At 45.5% G+C, this 17,162-nt stretch carries 13 protein-coding genes and 1 pseudogene; 5 read left to right on the forward strand and 9 right to left on the reverse strand.

Annotated elements, in window-relative coordinates:
* Positions 1 to 54 precede the first annotated feature (54 nt).
* Positions 55 to 129, forward strand: a pseudogene (locus tag K9M52_RS19195) (hypothetical protein); the annotation flags it as partial.
* Here the strand turns inward: K9M52_RS19195 and K9M52_RS09715 are convergent.
* From K9M52_RS09715 to K9M52_RS09735, 5 genes are all read right to left on the reverse strand, one after another.
* Positions 126 to 779, reverse strand: a complete 654-nt coding sequence (locus tag K9M52_RS09715; protein ID WP_224068228.1) for an HAD family hydrolase — start codon at positions 777 to 779, stop codon at positions 126 to 128. The pseudogene K9M52_RS19195 and the gene K9M52_RS09715 sit on opposite strands and share 4 nt — an antisense overlap.
* A 15-nt stretch (positions 780 to 794) precedes the next feature.
* Complete coding sequence (rpiA, locus tag K9M52_RS09720; RefSeq protein ID WP_224068229.1) at positions 795 to 1,469, reverse strand: ribose-5-phosphate isomerase RpiA; 675 nt, start codon at positions 1,467 to 1,469, stop codon at positions 795 to 797.
* A 12-nt stretch (positions 1,470 to 1,481) separates the two neighbouring features.
* On the reverse strand, positions 1,482 to 2,141 hold the full coding sequence (locus tag K9M52_RS09725; protein ID WP_224068230.1) for a phosphatidylserine decarboxylase family protein: 660 nt from the start codon (positions 2,139 to 2,141) through the stop codon (positions 1,482 to 1,484).
* A 117-nt stretch (positions 2,142 to 2,258) separates the two neighbouring features.
* Entirely contained in the window at positions 2,259 to 3,125 is an 867-nt protein-coding gene (locus K9M52_RS09730; protein ID WP_224068231.1) for a phosphatidate cytidylyltransferase, read from the reverse strand.
* A complete protein-coding gene (locus K9M52_RS09735) occupies positions 3,125 to 4,078 on the reverse strand; it encodes a CPBP family intramembrane glutamic endopeptidase (RefSeq protein WP_224068232.1) in 954 nt (317 codons plus the stop codon). The genes K9M52_RS09730 and K9M52_RS09735 overlap by 1 nt, the downstream gene beginning before the upstream one ends.
* A 103-nt stretch (positions 4,079 to 4,181) precedes the next feature.
* On the opposite strand from K9M52_RS09735, the gene dusB reads away from it, so the two are divergent.
* Complete coding sequence (dusB, locus tag K9M52_RS09740) at positions 4,182 to 5,225, forward strand: tRNA dihydrouridine synthase DusB (protein ID WP_224068233.1); 1,044 nt, start codon at positions 4,182 to 4,184, stop codon at positions 5,223 to 5,225.
* Between the two features lie 90 nt (positions 5,226 to 5,315).
* Here dusB and K9M52_RS09745 read toward each other — a convergent pair whose 3' ends face one another.
* The 4 genes from K9M52_RS09745 to K9M52_RS09760 form a co-directional block, all read right to left on the reverse strand.
* Entirely contained in the window at positions 5,316 to 5,828 is a 513-nt protein-coding gene (locus K9M52_RS09745) for a carboxymuconolactone decarboxylase family protein (protein WP_224068234.1), read from the reverse strand.
* 180 nt (positions 5,829 to 6,008) lie between these two features.
* Positions 6,009 to 8,306 (reverse strand): GH92 family glycosyl hydrolase, encoded by a 2,298-nt coding sequence (locus tag K9M52_RS09750; protein WP_224068235.1) that lies wholly within the window; start codon positions 8,304 to 8,306, stop codon positions 6,009 to 6,011.
* 115 nt (positions 8,307 to 8,421) lie between these two features.
* The gene (locus K9M52_RS09755; protein ID WP_224068236.1) at positions 8,422 to 9,132 is read right to left on the reverse strand and encodes a response regulator transcription factor; all 711 of its coding nucleotides are present in this window, start codon (positions 9,130 to 9,132) and stop codon (positions 8,422 to 8,424) included.
* A 15-nt stretch (positions 9,133 to 9,147) separates the two neighbouring features.
* The gene (locus tag K9M52_RS09760) at positions 9,148 to 10,590 is read right to left on the reverse strand and encodes a sensor histidine kinase (RefSeq protein WP_224068237.1); all 1,443 of its coding nucleotides are present in this window, start codon (positions 10,588 to 10,590) and stop codon (positions 9,148 to 9,150) included.
* A gap of 239 nt (positions 10,591 to 10,829) precedes the next feature.
* On the opposite strand from K9M52_RS09760, the gene K9M52_RS09765 reads away from it, so the two are divergent.
* From K9M52_RS09765 to K9M52_RS09775, 3 genes are all read left to right on the forward strand, one after another.
* Positions 10,830 to 11,834 (forward strand): glycoside hydrolase family 43 protein, encoded by a 1,005-nt coding sequence (locus K9M52_RS09765; RefSeq protein WP_224068238.1) that lies wholly within the window; start codon positions 10,830 to 10,832, stop codon positions 11,832 to 11,834.
* A gap of 97 nt (positions 11,835 to 11,931) precedes the next feature.
* The gene (locus tag K9M52_RS09770; protein ID WP_224068239.1) at positions 11,932 to 14,736 is read left to right on the forward strand and encodes an alpha-L-rhamnosidase; all 2,805 of its coding nucleotides are present in this window, start codon (positions 11,932 to 11,934) and stop codon (positions 14,734 to 14,736) included.
* Positions 14,737 to 14,869: 133 nt separating this feature from the next.
* Positions 14,870 to 17,161: a GH92 family glycosyl hydrolase gene (locus K9M52_RS09775; protein WP_224068240.1), complete on the forward strand. Its 2,292-nt coding sequence runs from the start codon at positions 14,870 to 14,872 to the stop codon at positions 17,159 to 17,161.
* The last annotated feature ends 1 nt before the right edge of the window (position 17,162 follow it).

Below are 17,162 nucleotides of genomic sequence, written 5' to 3' on the forward strand. Positions count from 1 at the left end.
TTGCGGAGAATGCATGTTTATCAATTAAAACAATGGCCATAATTTACCTGGGATTCGGCTGAGATAGCGCCGTTATTAGCGTCCGTTCGGTTTAAACAAGGTAAACTAATAGGGTATATCGACACTTAGGCAAATAATCTTTCCAGGCGTCCATCTGTATAATCCTGTACACACATCAGCACATTGCCGAGATGGGCAAAATCTTCCGGGCCATGGAAGGTCGTCACAACAACCGCCTTCATGCCACCCCGCTCTGCCGCTTCTACTCCTTTAGGAGAATCTTCAAAGACGATGCATTTTTCAGGGGCTATTTTTAAACCGGCTGCCGCACTCAGAAAGACTTCAGGGTCCGGCTTGCTGGTCCTGACATCTTCGGCACCGATGATCTCCTGGAATAAAGAGTGGAGCTGTAAACCATCCATCACATAATCTACGTTGGTTTTTGGCGCTGCTGTACCTATCGCCAGTCCAATCCCTGCTGCCCTGGCTTTTTGCAAAAAAGCGCCCAGCCCGTCGATAAGTTTTAGATGTGGGCGGAACGCATCCTGATAGGCCAGTTCTTTATTTAAGATGATTTCATGAAGCTCCTGTTCACTGAATTTATCCGGGCCAAAGACGCGGTCAAACATCTCTTCCGCTTTGCCATACATGTGCAGTTTGGTTTGTTCCATACTAAGTCCGGCACCCAAATCATTCAATACCTTATACCAGGCCCTGGTATGGTAATCCATGTCATCAATCATAGTGCCGTTCATGTCAAAAATAAATGCGCTCTCCATATGTGTTCTCTATGCTTATTTTCTGTTGTGTGTAACAACTGACCCGTCATTATTGCCGATAATCAGCGTTCCGGTTCTGTCTACAAATAGTCCGCATTCCACAACACCGGGAATCAGGTCGATCTTCGTTTGCAAATCGCGGGGTTCAAAGATGGCACCAAAATCACAATCCAGAATATAATTGCCATTGTCTGTGATATAAATAGCAGTATCCCGCTGTCTGAGATGTGGCTTTGCGCCTAATGCCTCCAGATGGTCAAATGTCCGCTGCCAGCCAAAGGGAATGACTTCCACGGGTAAATGAAATTTACCCAGAGTCTCTACATACTTGGACTGGTCTGCAATGATCACATAATGGTCCGTCATATAGGCGATGATCTTTTCTCTCAACAGTGCGCCGCCGCCGCCCTTGATGAGCTGCAGTTGGTGATCTGCTTCATCTGCCCCATCGATTGTGATATCAAGCCGTTTTAGGGTATCAAAGCCGGCCATGGGAATATTGAGGGATTTTGCGAGTTCTTCAGACTGAATCGAGGTGGCAATGCAAGTCACCTGCAGGCCTTCTTCTTTTACACGCTGGCCAATTTTCTGAATAGCAAAATAGGCTGTAGATCCTGTGCCCAGACCTACTTTCATGCCGTTTTCTATTAATGCAACCGCTGCATGTGCAGCCAACTGTTTAGGATTCATGATTTGTGTTTATTACCAGGTGGCCAGTACGGTTACCCCGCCAAGAACCGCCTGATTGAGTTCAACATTCACTTTGGTGCCCAAAGGTAAAAGCAAATCGACCCGGCTGCCAAATTTTATAAACCCCAGTTCGTCATTTTGCTTTACTTTTTCTCCTGTTTTGGCATAATTACAAATGCGTCTGGCCAGTGCGCCGGCAATTTGTTTTACCAGTATCTCGCCTTTGCCCGGTTGATTGATTACGATGCTATGTCTTTCATTGTCAGTAGAAGACTTCGGATGCCAGGCAGCCAGGTATTTGCCTTTATGGTACTGGTTGTATACGATCTCCCCGCTTACGGGGTAGCGGTTAACGTGTACATTGGCAGGGCTCATGAAAATGCTGACCTGCAGGCGTTTACCTTTAAAGTATTCCGGATCTTCAGCTTCTTCAATAACCACTACTTTACCGTCTGCCGGTGCGATGATCTTATTATCTCCAAACGTCATATTCCGCTCGGGGATCCTGAAGAAGGAGACGATAAATAGAAAGAGGATGATCAGGATCAGCAAAATAATCAGATAGATCCAGCCATATACCGGCATTAGGAAATAATTGGCAATCAGTGAGGCTACGGCCACAATAATGGCGGCCAGCACAATGGATGCGGTTCCTTCTTTATGTATTGTCATCTGAACGCAGATTATTTTTAAAATGAGTCGCAAAGATACGGCGCTTCGGGCGATTATCCGCCGCCAGGGGTGATTTAGCCATGGCCCGATCCGTTAATGAATTGTTGCCAGGCTATTTCAGGAAAGCGCTACCCAAAGCTGGGCCGCCAGCCATACCAATGGTGTTGAAACAATCAGGCTGTCGAACCGGTCCAGAAAACCGCCATGGCCTGGCATAAAATGCCCGCTGTCTTTCACCCCCGCTAATCTTTTGATCTTGCTTTCCAGCAGATCCCCGGCAGTACCGGCAATCGCTGCAATGGCGGAGACAACGATAAATAGCCAGCCTGCATTTTTATCCACAAAGTAATAGCCAATTGAAGAAACGACTATTATGCAGAGCAGACTGCCGCCAATGGTTCCTTCTAGGGTCTTGTTAGGGGATATTTTGGAAAAGGGCGTCTTGCCGATTAAAGATCCCACCATGTACTGCATGGTATCATTGATCCATACACCAGCCACCAGGGTCAGAGCAGCCATAAATCCAAGAGGATATTGCAGGAAATAGAAAAACCGGAGATGGATCATCAGTCCCCAGCTGAGGGAAATGTACAGCAATCCCAAAACGGCTCCTTTTAACAGGAGCGGCCGTAACGTGCCTGCCCGGGCCCAAAGAGAGATAAATTTAACAGCACCAACCACCATGATCAGTATGCCGATAAAATCGAGCTCGACACCGGCTATTGTATAATGATGGGGGAGGCAATAGACCAGAAAACCACAGCCGATCAGCCTGGGTAGGTTAGTAATTCTGAGATCTGCCGCCAAATATTTTGGATAGATCTTTTTAAATAACTGGTCAAATTCAGTCCAGCAGCCCCAGTGAATCACAAAAAACAGGATGGCGAAGGTCCAGGAGCTGATCAATAGCCCCGCCAGCATGATTGCTACAAATATAATGGCGGTAAGAGCCCTTGTTTTAAATACTTGTTGATTAAGTGCCATTAGTCGTCATATCGGTTTTGAGGGTGCGTTGTAGACAAAAGCGCACCCGGGGTATCTGTGCCATTTATTTGGAGGGCCAGTTTTCTAAAATAATAAAATAGAATAATAAGGGCCATCATCGAAATGATTTCCAGCGAAAGAGAGCTCTGGCCGTGCATGGCTTCTTTCAGAGAGCCGCTTTTAAGATTATGATAAAACAAGACCGCCACAATGACGCCATTATTGATAAAATGGATGACCATATTCAGCGCTATATTGCGGCCATAATAAAATACATAACCCAGTATCATACCGATAAAGAGCCGGGGCAGAAAGCCTATGTACGAGCCATGGATCGCGCTGAATATGACAGAGGTGATCAAAATGGCCCAAAATGGCTTTTTTATCCACCGGAGCATGATCTGTTGCAGACAGCCTCTGAACAAGAGCTCTTCAAAAAGGGCTGGCAGTAAGGCTATGAGAATCAATGATTTGATAAAGCCGCCCCAGGAATCCAACTCTAACATGTAGAGCATTTGCTGGTCGTACCGGGTCTCCACCTGGTCAAAGTGTGCTTTCAGGTCCGTTGATAATGGAATCTGATCCTGTAACCAGGAAACCAGATCCGTTGCGGAAATCGTCGCCACTGCGATAAAAATCACCAGTAACCATAGGCGCCAGGGCCGGCGATTTTTGATCATAAAATAGTCCGGATGGGGCCTTACAAATAAATTAAATAAAAACGCCGGGCCGGCGAAAATGCAGAAAGTGCTGATTATCTGCATCCACCTGGCCAGCTCTGCAAAGGCGGGATCCCCGCCGGTAATGCCTTCGATCGTCGCTCCGGGCGTAGAACTGATCATAATAAAGCTGATAATACCACTGAATAGCAGGCCAAAACAGACCATTCCCAGCAATATAAAGAATTGCCTGCGGGCGCTTACTTGTAATTTTAAAGGGGGGAATTGATCCATCCACAAACCGGTTTATGGTAATAAAAGATATTGAGTGTATTTTTGCAGCGAATATACGGCCAATATCCAAGATGGATGATCGCTGTATTGTTTAATTAGATATATGATAAAAATTGGTTCAATAGAATTACCAGACTTTCCCTTGCTGCTGGCGCCTATGGAGGATGTCAGTGACCCCCCTTTTCGTTCTGTGTGCAAAGTAAACGGAGCGGACCTGATGTATACCGAATTTATCAGTAGCGAGGGGCTGATCCGGGATGCGATCAAAAGCAGGAGAAAACTGGATATATATGAAGAAGAACGACCTATCGGGATCCAGATCTTTGGTGGGGATGAAGAGGCGATGGGCATGAGCGCCGCTATTGTGGACGCCGTAGGTCCCGATCTGCTGGATATTAATTTTGGCTGTCCGGTAAAGAAAGTCGTAACCAAGGGTGCCGGCGCCGGCGTTTTAAAGGACGTGGATCTTATGGTCCGGTTGACCAGTTCAGTGATAAAGCATACCAATTTACCGGTTACTGTAAAGACGCGCCTGGGCTGGGATGACCAGAGCAAAAATATTGAAGAGGTGGCTGAGCGCTTACAGGATATCGGGATTGCTGCGCTGTCTATTCATGGCAGGACCCGCTGTCAGATGTATAAAGGAGAGGCGGACTGGGCATTGATCGGCAAGATCAAAGACAATCCCCGCATCAAAATCCCGGTCTTTGGCAACGGGGATATTGATTCCCCTGAAAAGGCATTAGCCTACAAAAACCGGTATGGGGTAGATGGCATTATGATTGGCCGGGCAGCGATCGGCTATCCCTGGATCTTTAATGAGATTAAGCATTTTCTGGCTACAGGTGAGCATCTGCCGCTGCCTACCGTTCAACAGCGTGTAGCAGTTATTCGTCAACACCTCAAATACTCCCTGTCCTGGAAAGGACCTGTAGTCGGTATTCGGGAAATGCGTCGTCATTATACCAATTATCTGAAAGGTTTCCCCAATATCAAAGAATTTAAAAGCCGTTTGGTTCGTCTGGATACCTATGAAGAGATCGACGAAGTGCTGGAAGAAGTGCTGCGCTATTATGAAGGTTTTGTCGCCGAAAAGAATCTTTGGACGTTTGCAGAAGGTGCCCCTAACTGCGAAACAGCAAAGTAATAGAGAGATAGCCCAAGTGGTATCATTAATAACAAGCCGGCAGCAAGTAGAGAATGCTTACTGCCGGCTTGTTCAGTTTAACTGGTTTACTTAGGCGGACACCTGTTCCTTTTTGGACTTGGGTGAAAACATGCCTGGTACATATCCGCCTACTTCCGGGGGAAAGGCAATATTAAACCTGTTATAGGTATTAATGGCGGCAATGCCCAGGGTGAGATCCATCAGCTGACTGCCTGTAAAAAACCGGGCTGCCTCATCATAAATATCCTGAGGCACCTGGCCATTTTCCAGTTTGGTAACTGCCTCGGCCCAGTTAAGCGCCGCTCTCTCCTCTTCTGTAAAGAACGGCGTTTCCCGCCAGGCATCCATGACAAGTAAACGCTGCACGTTTTCTCCCGCTGCCAGTAAATCTTTAGAGTGCATATCCAGGCAATAAGCACAGCCATTGATCTGGCTGACCCGGTAATAGATCAGGTGCATGAGATTGACCGGTAGATCAGAGCGCATCAGGTGCGTACCAAAATGTTGTAAAGTGCCCATGACAGTTTTGCCATCACTGAGCAGGCTGATGCGGTTCGAATGCCTTTTTGTTGTCGTTTCCATAGTGTATTTCTTTTTAATGTTTTCTAATTATATATTATATATGGATACAACGAATGGCAAAGTCAAGATTGGACAAAAGGGCTGTAATTTTTGTAGTATTGGGAAGGAATCCGCCCCTTCAAATCCATTTAAAGGAAGGGATTTGAAGGGGCGGATAAAAGGGTGAAGCAAAAGAGGGCTTTAGTAATTAGTTAATCCTTTTATGTCCTGCCCCCACTTTTTATTCGGTTTGTTCCCCATTACAAATTCCAGGGTTGCGCCATTTTCAATGTCGCTGTGCCGGATAAAAGGCTTATTATAGATTTTGCCGTTCAATTTAACTGACTGAATATATATATTTTCATCGGAGATATTTTTTGCGGTCATTTTAAATACTTTACCATTTTCTAAATGAATGGTGGCGGATTTTAAGATCGGTGAGCCAATTTCATACTGACCGCTGGCTGGGTTGACGGGATAGAAGCCCATCGCGCTGAAGATATACCAGCTGGACATCTGACCGCAGTCTTCATTTCCGGAGTAGCCCGAAAATGAATTATTATATAGCTCCCTGAGGACTTTGGAAACATAATATTGCGTCTTCCAGGGCTGTCCGACATAATCATAGAGATAGGTGACATGATGGCTGGGTTCGTTCCCATGCGCATATTGACCGATAAAGCCGGATGCGTTACCATTGACCTCTTTAGGCAAGTCTTTAATGGTAAAAAAGCTGTCGAGTTTTTCGATGAAACCCTTTTTACCCCCTTCGAGTGCGATCAGTCCAGAGATGTCCTGAGGTACATACCAGAGATATTGCCAGGCATTGCCTTCTGTGAATGGGTTGCCACCGTTTCCACCATAGGCAAGCGGATTAAAATCCGGTAACCAGTCTCCTTTATCATCTTTGGCCTGGAAGAAGCCTGATTTTTTGTTAAACAGGTTTTTATAATAGCCGGATCTTTTGAGAAAATACTGATAGTCTTTCTCCTTGCCCAGCTTTTTGGCCAGCATGGCTACACACCAGTCGTCATATGCCATTTCCAGGGTAATGGAAACGGATTGGGATTGCTTGTTCTCCGGCATATAATGATATTTATCCCACAGATAGAATGGCGCGCCAGGATGGTTGGTGATAGAAGAATTCTTAACCGCTTCATAGGCCTTTTCTACATCAAACCCTTTGATGCCCTTAAAAATGGCATCTACGATCACCGGGATAGCGTGATTACCGATCATACAGTAATTCTCCTCACCCCAGAGTTGCCAGATAGGGAGATAGCCAAACGTCTCATACTGGCGAAGCATGCTGCGGATAAACCCTGCAGTACGGTCCGGCTGTAAGATCGTATAGAGCGGATGTGCAGCCCGGTATGTATCCCAAAGAGAGAAGGTGGAATAGTGGGTCTTATCATCTGCTTTTTTTATCGTGTAATCAGTGGCCATATAATCGCCGTTGACATCTGCGAGATTATTAGGTTGGGTATAGGCATGGTAGAGCCCCGTATAAAAGATTTCTTTCTGGGCTTTAGTGCCTTCAATAGACACCTGACTGAGCTGTTTTTCCCATTTCTGCCTGGCTTCTGCTTCAATCTGATCGAATTTCTTATCGCCGATTTCGGCCAGCAGGTTTTCTTTGGCGCCGGTTGTGCTGACAGAGGACAGGCCCACTTTAATGCGTAAAGGCTCGCCGTTTCTGGTATCAAAGTTCAATACAGCCCTGATATTGGTTCCATTGACTATCTTTTCATTGGCATACATACTGCCACCATTAAAGAGCTCATTGGACTGGATCGGTTGAGAGAACTTCGCGTAGAAATAGACTTTACGGAGATTGGCCCAACCGGTTAATATTCGGTATCCCTGAACCGTATAGGCATCGATCTGCCTGATCTCAGCATCGATGACTTTACAAGACCAGTATGGACGTTTTTTATTAAGCGTATGATTCAGATCAATGATTAGATGGGCCTTATCCGTCTTTGGAAAGGTATAACGGTGATAACCCGCGTGCTCCGTTGCCGTGAGTTCTGCATTGATATTATAGTCCAGTAGCTTCACCTGATAATAGCCTACATGGGCAGACTCCTGGTCATGAGAAAACCGGCTGCGATAGCCGCCGTCGGGGTTATCAGCTTTACCCGGCGTAGCATGTATTTCTCCAGTGGTGGGCATAAACAGTACATCAAATAAATCGGCAACCCCGGTACCACTTAAATGCGTGTGGCTAAATCCCACAATTGTTTTGTCATTATAGTCATATCCTGAAGCTGGATTGTCCGGGTTGTCCTCGGTGTCAGGACTTAATTGTACGAAGCCGAAAGGAAGGGTTGCACCCGGAAAATTACTGCCGGACAGACTGGATGCATCCACGGCTCCGGTACCGATAAACGGGTTTACATAACTGGTTACCTCAGTTGAAGCAGGGGTCTGTGCTTTGACGCTGAGGACGCTGAGAGAGATGCCTACAGCGCAAAGTAAATAAAGTATCTTTTTCACCGATTGGTTGTGGTTTATTGTAAAAAAATAAACCACAACTTTACGTCAATTCTCTTTGGGCTGGTATTAACCAATGTTAAATGGATCGTTAACGCAATGCGGCTTCCGGCACTCTTCAGGTAGTTTTTTTGACGTTAAAGACGAATCCGACACCATAGACATTGTCAATACTTACCATATCTGAGTGTTGCAATAATTTGCGTAGCCGGGAAATAAATACATCCAGACTTCTGCCCAGAAAATAGTCATTCTCTCCCCAGAGTTGTAATAAGATCTCCTCCCTTTTAAGCACTCTGTTGGGATGCTTGCACAGATAATGTAAGAGTTCCGCTTCCCTGACCGTCAACGTGATAGGCTTATCACCCTTGATGGAAAGCCGCAACAGGTCCTTATGCAGTATAATGTCCCCGACCGGAATATCATTTTTAGTTTCTGTGCTTTCCTGTTCAGGGGGTTGTTTGCGACGGATAATGTTTTTGATGCGAAGGACCAGCTCATCAATATCAAAGGGCTTGCTGATATAATCATCCGCCCCGAGTTTCAGACCTTTCAGGCGGTCCTTTTTCTCATTGCGGGCCGTGAGAAATAAAAAGGGAACAGAAACATCCTCTTTGATAATAAGTTCTGCCAGCTCAAAGCCGTTCATTTCAGGGAGCTGAATGTCAATGATTAGTATATCAAATATCTGTTTCTTTGTCAAAAATGTCCGGTAGGCATCCTTACCGTTCAGACACCAATGCACCTCAAAGTTCATCGCTTCTAAATATTGTTTGACGACGTTGCCCAGATCTTCCTGGTCTTCTACAAATAGAATTTTGTGTTTCATGTTTTGCAATATTTGCTACCCTTTGGGCATCATTATGATAAATTGTGTACCTCGGCCTTCTTTACTTTCTACATCGAGCGTCCAGCCATGCGCCAGAATGCATTGTTTGACATAGAACAGGCCTAACCCCAGTCCGTTAACATCTTCCGTGCTTTTATTTTTACTTCTGTAGAACTTTTCAAAAATATGACGGATGGTTTTTTGAGACATTCCAATCCCGTTATCAGAAATCGATAGCTGGATCATTTTTTTGTCCTGCTCGGCATGGATGCGGATCTTTTTGACAGGAGCGCTATTGTATTTGATCGCATTTTCCAAAAGATTCAGGATCGTAGTGGTAAACCAGAACTTATCCAATAAGACCAGAAAGTCATCCGGGATCTTGTCCAGTTTGATCTCTACATTTTTGCTGGTCAAAGTTAAGCGATAATCCAGTAATATTTCCTCCAGTAAATCTCCCAGGTAATAACTTTCTTTTTTCAAGGTGGCATTATTCATAACTGTTATGTCCAACACCTGACTGAAAATGGTTTTGAGCCGGCTTGTCTGTCTGGATATAATATCTGTGAGCGGAGCGATATTTTCCTTCTTTTCCAGGATCCGCTCATTTTGGAGGCTCTTGTTGGCGACCATAATAGTGGCCAGGGGCGTATGAAACTCATGGGTAATACTGTTCACGAAATCTGATTTCATTTCGGCAAGCTTTTTTTGTCTGAGCCAGTTGCGAAATGTGAAAAAGTAAATGATCATCACGGCCAGTAGTGAAAAGAAAGACAGTGCGAATGTCGGCTTCATCAGGCTAAGTATGGCCCATGTCCGGTTGGGGGAGTCTACATATAATTGGAAGGTGATCTGGTAACTATAGGCGTCCGGGGCGCTTACCGTTATCGACGTCACCTGGTTTTTCATATTGAGGTTTGCCAGGTTTCCGGAAACGGAAGCGCCCTCTGGTATAATATAACTACTGTGTAGTAGGGGCAACCTATGGCCATTTTGGAATAATATGATATAATTGCTTCCCGAGAAAGTGATACTGAGTGTCTTGATAACCAGCCGGTACTGAAGATCATGCTTGAGGTGATTTTCCTTCAGGATTTTTGCAAAAACGGTATCCATGGGGCTGGAAGCCCTTAGTGCCCTAAACAGACTGTCGCAGATCTTCTGCCGTTGAAGATTAAAGGCCGCCGGGTCATTTTTATAGAGAAATTCCAGCCGGCGCATGTTTTTGTGGATAAAACTATCGATAATCTTCTGGCCGCCGGGATATACTTTGTCATTGCGTATGTCTCTGGAGTATACTTGCTTGATCAACTGTTTCTCTGCATAAAAATAATGCTCATCTTTTAGCTTATAGGTATTGTATACCAAAAAAAACTGCACCCCGAGTAGGACCAGAAAGCTGAGGACCGCAATAATTTTATAGATCAGAATAGAGGTTGATTTCACGGGCTGCCCCATTGGTTTCAAATTTAAAAGTAAAGTTCCCTATTAATAATTGAAAATTATTAAAAATCCATTAACAATAATAGAAAGGCCTTCCTGCGGCTAAAGAGCTTCTAAACGAAAAGTTATGCATTTTAAAATGCAGTGGAATATGTTTAATATCGCGTTAAATAAAGTAATATCTGTTCCCCGGCGAGCCGTACCAGTTTGTATCTGACAAAACAATCAGCCAGGGGCTAACTGAACGACAATATATGGCAAAGAAAAAGAATCTTTTGGCAGTCCTTAACGTAATGTTATTGACCTGCAGTATTTTATCCGCGCAGCAAACAAAAAGTCATGCGTCCAAAGGATATGCAGGCAATCCTGTTTTCCCCGGTTGGTATGCGGATCCTGAAGGGGTGATCTATGGAAAACAATACTGGGTGTTTCCTACCTATTCGGCCAGGTACGAGGATCAGATTTATTTTGACGCGTTCAGTTCTCCTGATCTGGTGCATTGGACAAAACACCATAGTATTCTGGATACCAGTCAGGTAAAATGGGCCAAAAAAGCGATGTGGGCGCCGGCTGTCTTGGAAAAGGCAGGCAAATACTATCTGTTTTTCGGGGCGAATGACGTTCATGAAGGAGAAATTGGAGGTATCGGCGTCGCCGTGGCTGACAAGCCCGAGGGCCCCTATAAAGACCTTATCGGCAAGCCGCTGATCGGAACGATCCATAATGGGGCACAGCCCATCGATCAGTATGTTTTTCATGATACGGATGGAAGCTATTATATGTATTACGGTGGATGGGGGCATTGTAACGTCGTGCGCCTGAAACCTGACTTTACAGGCTTGATACCTTTTGATGACGGAACTATTTATAAAGAAGTCACGCCTAAAGGTTATGTAGAGGGGCCGTTTATGTTTATACGGAACGGAAAATATTACTTTATGTGGTCAGAAGGCGGCTGGGGCGGCCCTGATTACAAGGTGGCTTATGCCATTGCTGACAACCCGCTGGGCCCCTTTAAACGGATCGGTACCATTTTGCAACAGGACAGTGCCGTAGCCACGGGCGCCGGGCACCATAGTGTGGTCAAAGTGCCGGACGAAGACAGGTATTATATTGTCTATCATAGAAGGCCGCTGGGAGAAACGAAAGCCAATAGCCGGGAGACATGCATAGACGAGATGCATTTTGATAAAGCGGGCAGGATTCTGCCGGTCAAAATGACTTTTAAAGGGGTTAAGGCACACACCATCAAAAACTGAGGATATATATAAGTGATTAACCGGCAAACATGGAAAATTATTATTTCCATGATCGCTTCACCCGTTCACAGATATGCAGTTAACAAAGAAAGGATTTATGCAACTGTTAAGCGCCGGACTGTTATGGTCTGTCAGCTTAACGGCGATCGCTCAAACTGACGCAGGAGCGGCGGCTCAGGTGGCTCCGTTATATGATCTGCACTGCAATTACCTGGTCACGCCGCTGGGTATCGATGACAAACATCCGACTCTTTCCTGGAAAGGAAGCTCCGGAAATGCTAATGCCGCAGGCACTGCTGACCAGCCGCCGGCTCCCGGCTATTATGCCATTATTGTCGCAACGGATTCTGCTTCATTGGCAGATAAGCACACTGCCGCAAAAGGAACTGTATGGTACAGTGGTTTTCAGTCCGCTGACAAGCCTTTTTTGCGATATAATGGGCAACCACTTCAACCCTATACGCGTTATTACTGGAAAGTGATACACACCGGTGACACGATCCGTTTAACGGACGCGGCTCAGGCGATGAGTTACTTCGAGACAGGCCTGCAAAGCGTTTACAATTGGAAAGGCGCCTGGATTTCCGATAATCATCCCATTAGTTTCAAGCCGGCGGGCTATTTTAGAAAAGATTTTACATTACGCAAACCGGTAAAATCTGCCAGAATCTATATCGCCGCTGCCGGTCTGTATCAATTAACGCTCAATGGTCAGCCGGTTGGTGACCGGGAACTGGATCCTGTATACAGCCGCTTCGACAAGCGCCTGTATTATACCACGTATGACGTCACTGATGCGCTTGATAGCCGTCAGAATGCGTTAGGTGTTATTTTAGGGAATGGGTGGTACAACCTGCAGTCTACTGCTGTCTGGGACTTTGATAAGGCGCCTTGGAGAGCACGGCCCGCTTTTGTATTAGATATAAGAGTTGTTTACCGGGACGGAACGGTGGAAACGATCTCCACCGGGAAAGACTGGAAAACCAGAACAGGTCCGATCGTTTTTAATAGTATTTATACGGCAGAGCATCATGATCACCGGATCCGGCTGGATGGCTGGGATCTGCCTCACAAAAATGAAGACGACTGGCATAGGCGGCATGATTCCCTGTGGCAGGATGTCATCTACCGTTCGGCACCGTCAAAAAACATTACCTCATCCATGTTGGTGCCGATTCGTAAGTCTGCACCGATTGCTGCGGTAACGATGAACAAATTCAGTGATACGGATTATGTGTTCAACATCGGACAGAATATAGCGGGTATCAGCGAGATCCGTATAAGGGGCAAAAGAGGTACCGTTCTTCGGGTAAAACATGGCGAACGCCTATATAAAAATGGACATGTGGACCTCTCTAATATTGATGTGCATTACCGGCCGACGGATGATTCCGACCCGTTCCAGACAGATATCTATATTCTTTCAGGTCAGGGAGAAGAGACTTTCAGACCAAGGTTTGGTTATAAAGGTTTTCAGTATGTTGAGATCACCAGCAGCGAGCCTGTGCAGTTGGACAAGTCGTCAGTGACAGCCTATTTTATGCACAGTGACGTGCCGGTCGCCGGCCAGGTACATAGTTCGGATACATTACTCAATAAAATATGGGCAGCCACCAACCAGTCTTATCTGTCCAATCTGATGGGCTACCCGACTGATTGCCCCCAAAGGGAGAAAAATGGCTGGACGGGTGACGGACAAATTAATATTCAGACCGGCTTGTATAATTTTGATGCCATTACCGTTTATCAAAAATGGATGCAGGACCATTTGGATGAGCAACAGCCCAATGGTGTATTGCCTTCAATTATACCTACCGATGGCTGGGGCTATGAATGGGGAAATGGTCCTGATTGGACCAGTACGATCGCTGTTATTCCCTGGAACCTGTATTTATTTTATGGCGACGCCGAAGTGCTCCGGTCTTGCTATGACGGCATCAAGCGGTATGTCGATTATATCACCCGGATCAGCCCTGAGGGTATCTGCAGCTGGGGGCTGGGCGACTGGGTGCCTGTGAAATCTAAAACGCCGGTACCCTTTACCTCTACTATTTATTATTATACGGATGCCCGAATACTGGCTGAGGCGGCCCGGATTTTTAATAGAAAAGAGGATTATACAAAATACAGCACACTCGCAGAAAAGATTAAAAAAGCATTCAATGATAAATGGCTCAATAAAGAAACAGCCATTTACGATAAAGGATTTCAGACGGAAATGAGCGCTCCTTTATATTGGGGAATTGTGCCTGAGGCGTATGCAGTCCGTGTGGCTGCCGCTCTCAATAAAAGGGTGGAGCAAGACAATTACCATTTAGATGTAGGGTTATTAGGATCTAAGACCATTCTCGATGCGCTGAGTATGTATGGGTATCACAACTCGGCTTATAAAATCGCGGGCAACAAGACGTTTCCGTCCTGGGGATGGTGGATGGTCAATGGGGCGACCACCTTGTATGAAAACTGGAATATTCAGTCAAGTAGTGATATTTCCTTGAACCATATCATGTTCGGGCAAATAGGCGCCTGGTTGTATCGCGGACTGGGAGGGATTATTCCCGATCCTGAGTCACCGGGCTTTAAACATTCCATACTCCGGCCCGGCGTCCCCGACAGCCTGGAAAGATTTAGCGCCAGTCATACAACGCCCTATGGAAAGCTGGCCGTTTCCTGGGAGAGAAAAGAGAAAAGTAAAACAGTGGAGGTTCGCCTTGTGATACCGGCCGGTACTACAGCAACATTTTATGCTCCTGCAGGTTATGCACCTGTCAGAGGGGAAAGAAAAGATAAAGTAGCGGTCAAATGGGAGAAGGAAACGGAGCAACGGTCATTATATGTTGATCTGAATAAAGCGACATTATCCGGCGGAATATATACTTTTGTACTGGAAAAAATGAAATAACCAAAATAAATGCTTTAAGAATCATTAACACTGCATTGAACTTTGTTTGGCAACTGTAAGAAAAGTGAATAGCTAATTTCACTCCTGACTGCAGACAGACTGATGCGGCTATGTTTTAAAAATGAAACAGAACATGCAAAGATTATTATTTATCGTTTGTGGATGGCTGATGTTATCCGCGGTGGCAAGTGCACAAACTTCAGCAGGGGCAACTGATTATGCTGACCTGGTCAATCCTTTAATGGGGACGGATTCCAAGCCCAGCCTTTCCAATGGCAATACCTATCCGGCCATTGGGCTGCCTTGGGGAATGAATCTGTGGACACCGCAAACCGGAAAAATGGGCGATGGCTGGGCCTACCAATATACCAAAGACAAGATCAATGGGTTTAAACAGACGCATCAGCCTTCACCATGGATGAATGATTATGGTGCTTTTGCTATTATGCCGATTACAGGAACCGTCCGTTTTAAAGAAGACGACCGTGCCAGCTGGTTCTCCCATAAAGCAGAGGTCGCTAAGCCTTATTATTATAAAGTCTACCTGGCGGACGCTGACGTAACAACAGAGATCACACCTACCGAAAGAGCCGCCAGTTTCAGGTTTACCTTTCCGAAGGCAGACAGCAGTTCTGTTGTGATCGACGCATTGGATAAAGGATCCTATATAAAAGTCATTCCTTCTGAGAACAAAATCATAGGCTATACCAAACGCAATAGCGGAGGTGTGACTGATAATTTCAAAAACTATTTTGTAGTTGTTTTCGACAGGCCCTTTGACTATGTTTATACATACAAAGATAATAACCGGACAACGGCCCACGAACAAAGTTGCGACCACGCCGGCGCAGTGATAGGTTTCAAGAACACGGTAAAAGGACAGAAGGTACATGCAAAAGTAGCCTCATCTTTTATCAGTTTTGATCAGGCTGCACAGAATTTAAAAGAAATCGGTACCGATAATTTTGAGACTGTCAAGAATAAAGCCCATAAAACCTGGAATGAGGTACTGAGTAAGGTAGAAGTGTCGGGCGGTACGAGCGAACAGCTGAAAACTTTTTATTCTTGTCTGTATCGGATGGTTTTCTTTCCATTAAAGTTCTATGAGATCAATCAGGCCGGGAAAGTCGTGCATTATAGTCCATATAACGGTAAAGTGGAGCCGGGATATATGTTTGGCGGAACCGGATTCTGGGATACATTCCGGGCGCTGTATCCGTTTCTGAACCTGGTGTATCCGCATATTGTCCGGGAAATGCAGGAAGGCCTCATCAACGATTATAAAGAAGGTGGCTGGCTGCCTGAATGGTCCGCACCCGGGTACCGTAATATTATGATCGGTAACAATTCAGCCTCTATCGTCGCGGAATCTTATATAAAAGGGCTACGGGGCTATGATATTGAGACGCTTTATAAAGCGTTGATCCATGATGCCAATAACGAAGGCCCTATGCAGGCAGTAGGCCGTGCGGGTGTTAAATATTATAATGAATTAGGGTACGTGCCTTACGATGTTAAGATTAATGAGAATGCCGCCCGTACATTAGAGTATGCCTATGACGATTATTGTATATATACCTTAGGCAAAGCGCTGGGCAAGCCAGAAGCAGAGATTGATATTTATCGTAAGAGAGCGATGAACTACAAAAACCTTTTTGATCCGACACACCTGTTGATGCGCGGTAAAAATAAAGATGGGCAGTTTCAGTCGCCGTTTAATCCATTTAAATGGGGTGATGCCTTTACAGAAGGCAATAGCTGGCATTACAGCTGGTCCGTGTTTCAGGATGTAGAAGGGCTTATCGGCCTGATGGGTGGAAACGCGAAGTTTACGGCGATGCTGGACTCGGTATTTGTGATGCCGCCTACATTTGATGATAGCTATTATGGTGGGGTGATCCATGAAATCCGCGAAATGCAGATTGCCGATATGGGTCAATATGCGCATGGCAACCAACCGATTCAGCATATGATCTACTTATACGACTATGCGGCTGAGCCCTGGAAAACGCAGTATTGGGTCAGGGAAACCATGAACAAGCTATATAAGGCTACGCCGGACGGCTATTGCGGTGACGAAGATAACGGACAAACCTCTGCGTGGTATGTATTCTCGGCGCTGGGTTTTTATCCAGTAACACCCGCCAGTACACAGTATGCCACCGGAGCGCCACTTTTTAAACATGCAAAAATTCATTTTGAAAACGGTAAAACATTATCCATAGATGCTCCGGATAACACAGAAAATACCCGTTATATTCAATCTGCCACATTCAACGGGAAGACTTACACGCAGAACTATCTGGATCATTTCACGCTTCAGAAAGGAGGTAAACTGGTGTTGAAAATGGGCAGGACGCCTAACCGGCAAAGAGGAATTACAGCGAAAGATGCCCCGTTCTCCCTGTCAAATTTAAAAAACTAAG

It is taken from the genome of Arachidicoccus terrestris (assembly GCF_020042345.1).
Lineage (GTDB): Bacteria > Bacteroidota > Bacteroidia > Chitinophagales > Chitinophagaceae > Arachidicoccus > Arachidicoccus terrestris.

What these genes read in the sequence shown, in the direction of transcription:
- K9M52_RS09770 (WP_224068239.1), top strand. Translation starts at nt 11,932, where the DNA reads ATGCAACTGTTAAGCGCCGGACTGTTATGGTCTGTCAGCTTAACGGCG.
- K9M52_RS09735 (WP_224068232.1), bottom strand. Translation starts at nt 4,078, where the DNA reads ATGGATCAATTCCCCCCTTTAAAATTACAAGTAAGCGCCCGCAGGCAA.
- dusB (WP_224068233.1), top strand. Translation starts at nt 4,182, where the DNA reads ATGATAAAAATTGGTTCAATAGAATTACCAGACTTTCCCTTGCTGCTG.
- K9M52_RS09725 (WP_224068230.1), bottom strand. Translation starts at nt 2,141, where the DNA reads ATGACAATACATAAAGAAGGAACCGCATCCATTGTGCTGGCCGCCATT.
- K9M52_RS09765 (WP_224068238.1), top strand. Translation starts at nt 10,830, where the DNA reads ATGGCAAAGAAAAAGAATCTTTTGGCAGTCCTTAACGTAATGTTATTG.
- K9M52_RS09760 (WP_224068237.1), bottom strand. Translation starts at nt 10,590, where the DNA reads ATGGGGCAGCCCGTGAAATCAACCTCTATTCTGATCTATAAAATTATT.
- K9M52_RS09730 (WP_224068231.1), bottom strand. Translation starts at nt 3,125, where the DNA reads ATGGCACTTAATCAACAAGTATTTAAAACAAGGGCTCTTACCGCCATT.
- K9M52_RS09755 (WP_224068236.1), bottom strand. Translation starts at nt 9,132, where the DNA reads ATGAAACACAAAATTCTATTTGTAGAAGACCAGGAAGATCTGGGCAAC.
- K9M52_RS09775 (WP_224068240.1), top strand. Translation starts at nt 14,870, where the DNA reads ATGCAAAGATTATTATTTATCGTTTGTGGATGGCTGATGTTATCCGCG.
- K9M52_RS09745 (WP_224068234.1), bottom strand. Translation starts at nt 5,828, where the DNA reads ATGGAAACGACAACAAAAAGGCATTCGAACCGCATCAGCCTGCTCAGT.
- rpiA (WP_224068229.1), bottom strand. Translation starts at nt 1,469, where the DNA reads ATGAATCCTAAACAGTTGGCTGCACATGCAGCGGTTGCATTAATAGAA.
- K9M52_RS09715 (WP_224068228.1), bottom strand. Translation starts at nt 779, where the DNA reads ATGGAGAGCGCATTTATTTTTGACATGAACGGCACTATGATTGATGAC.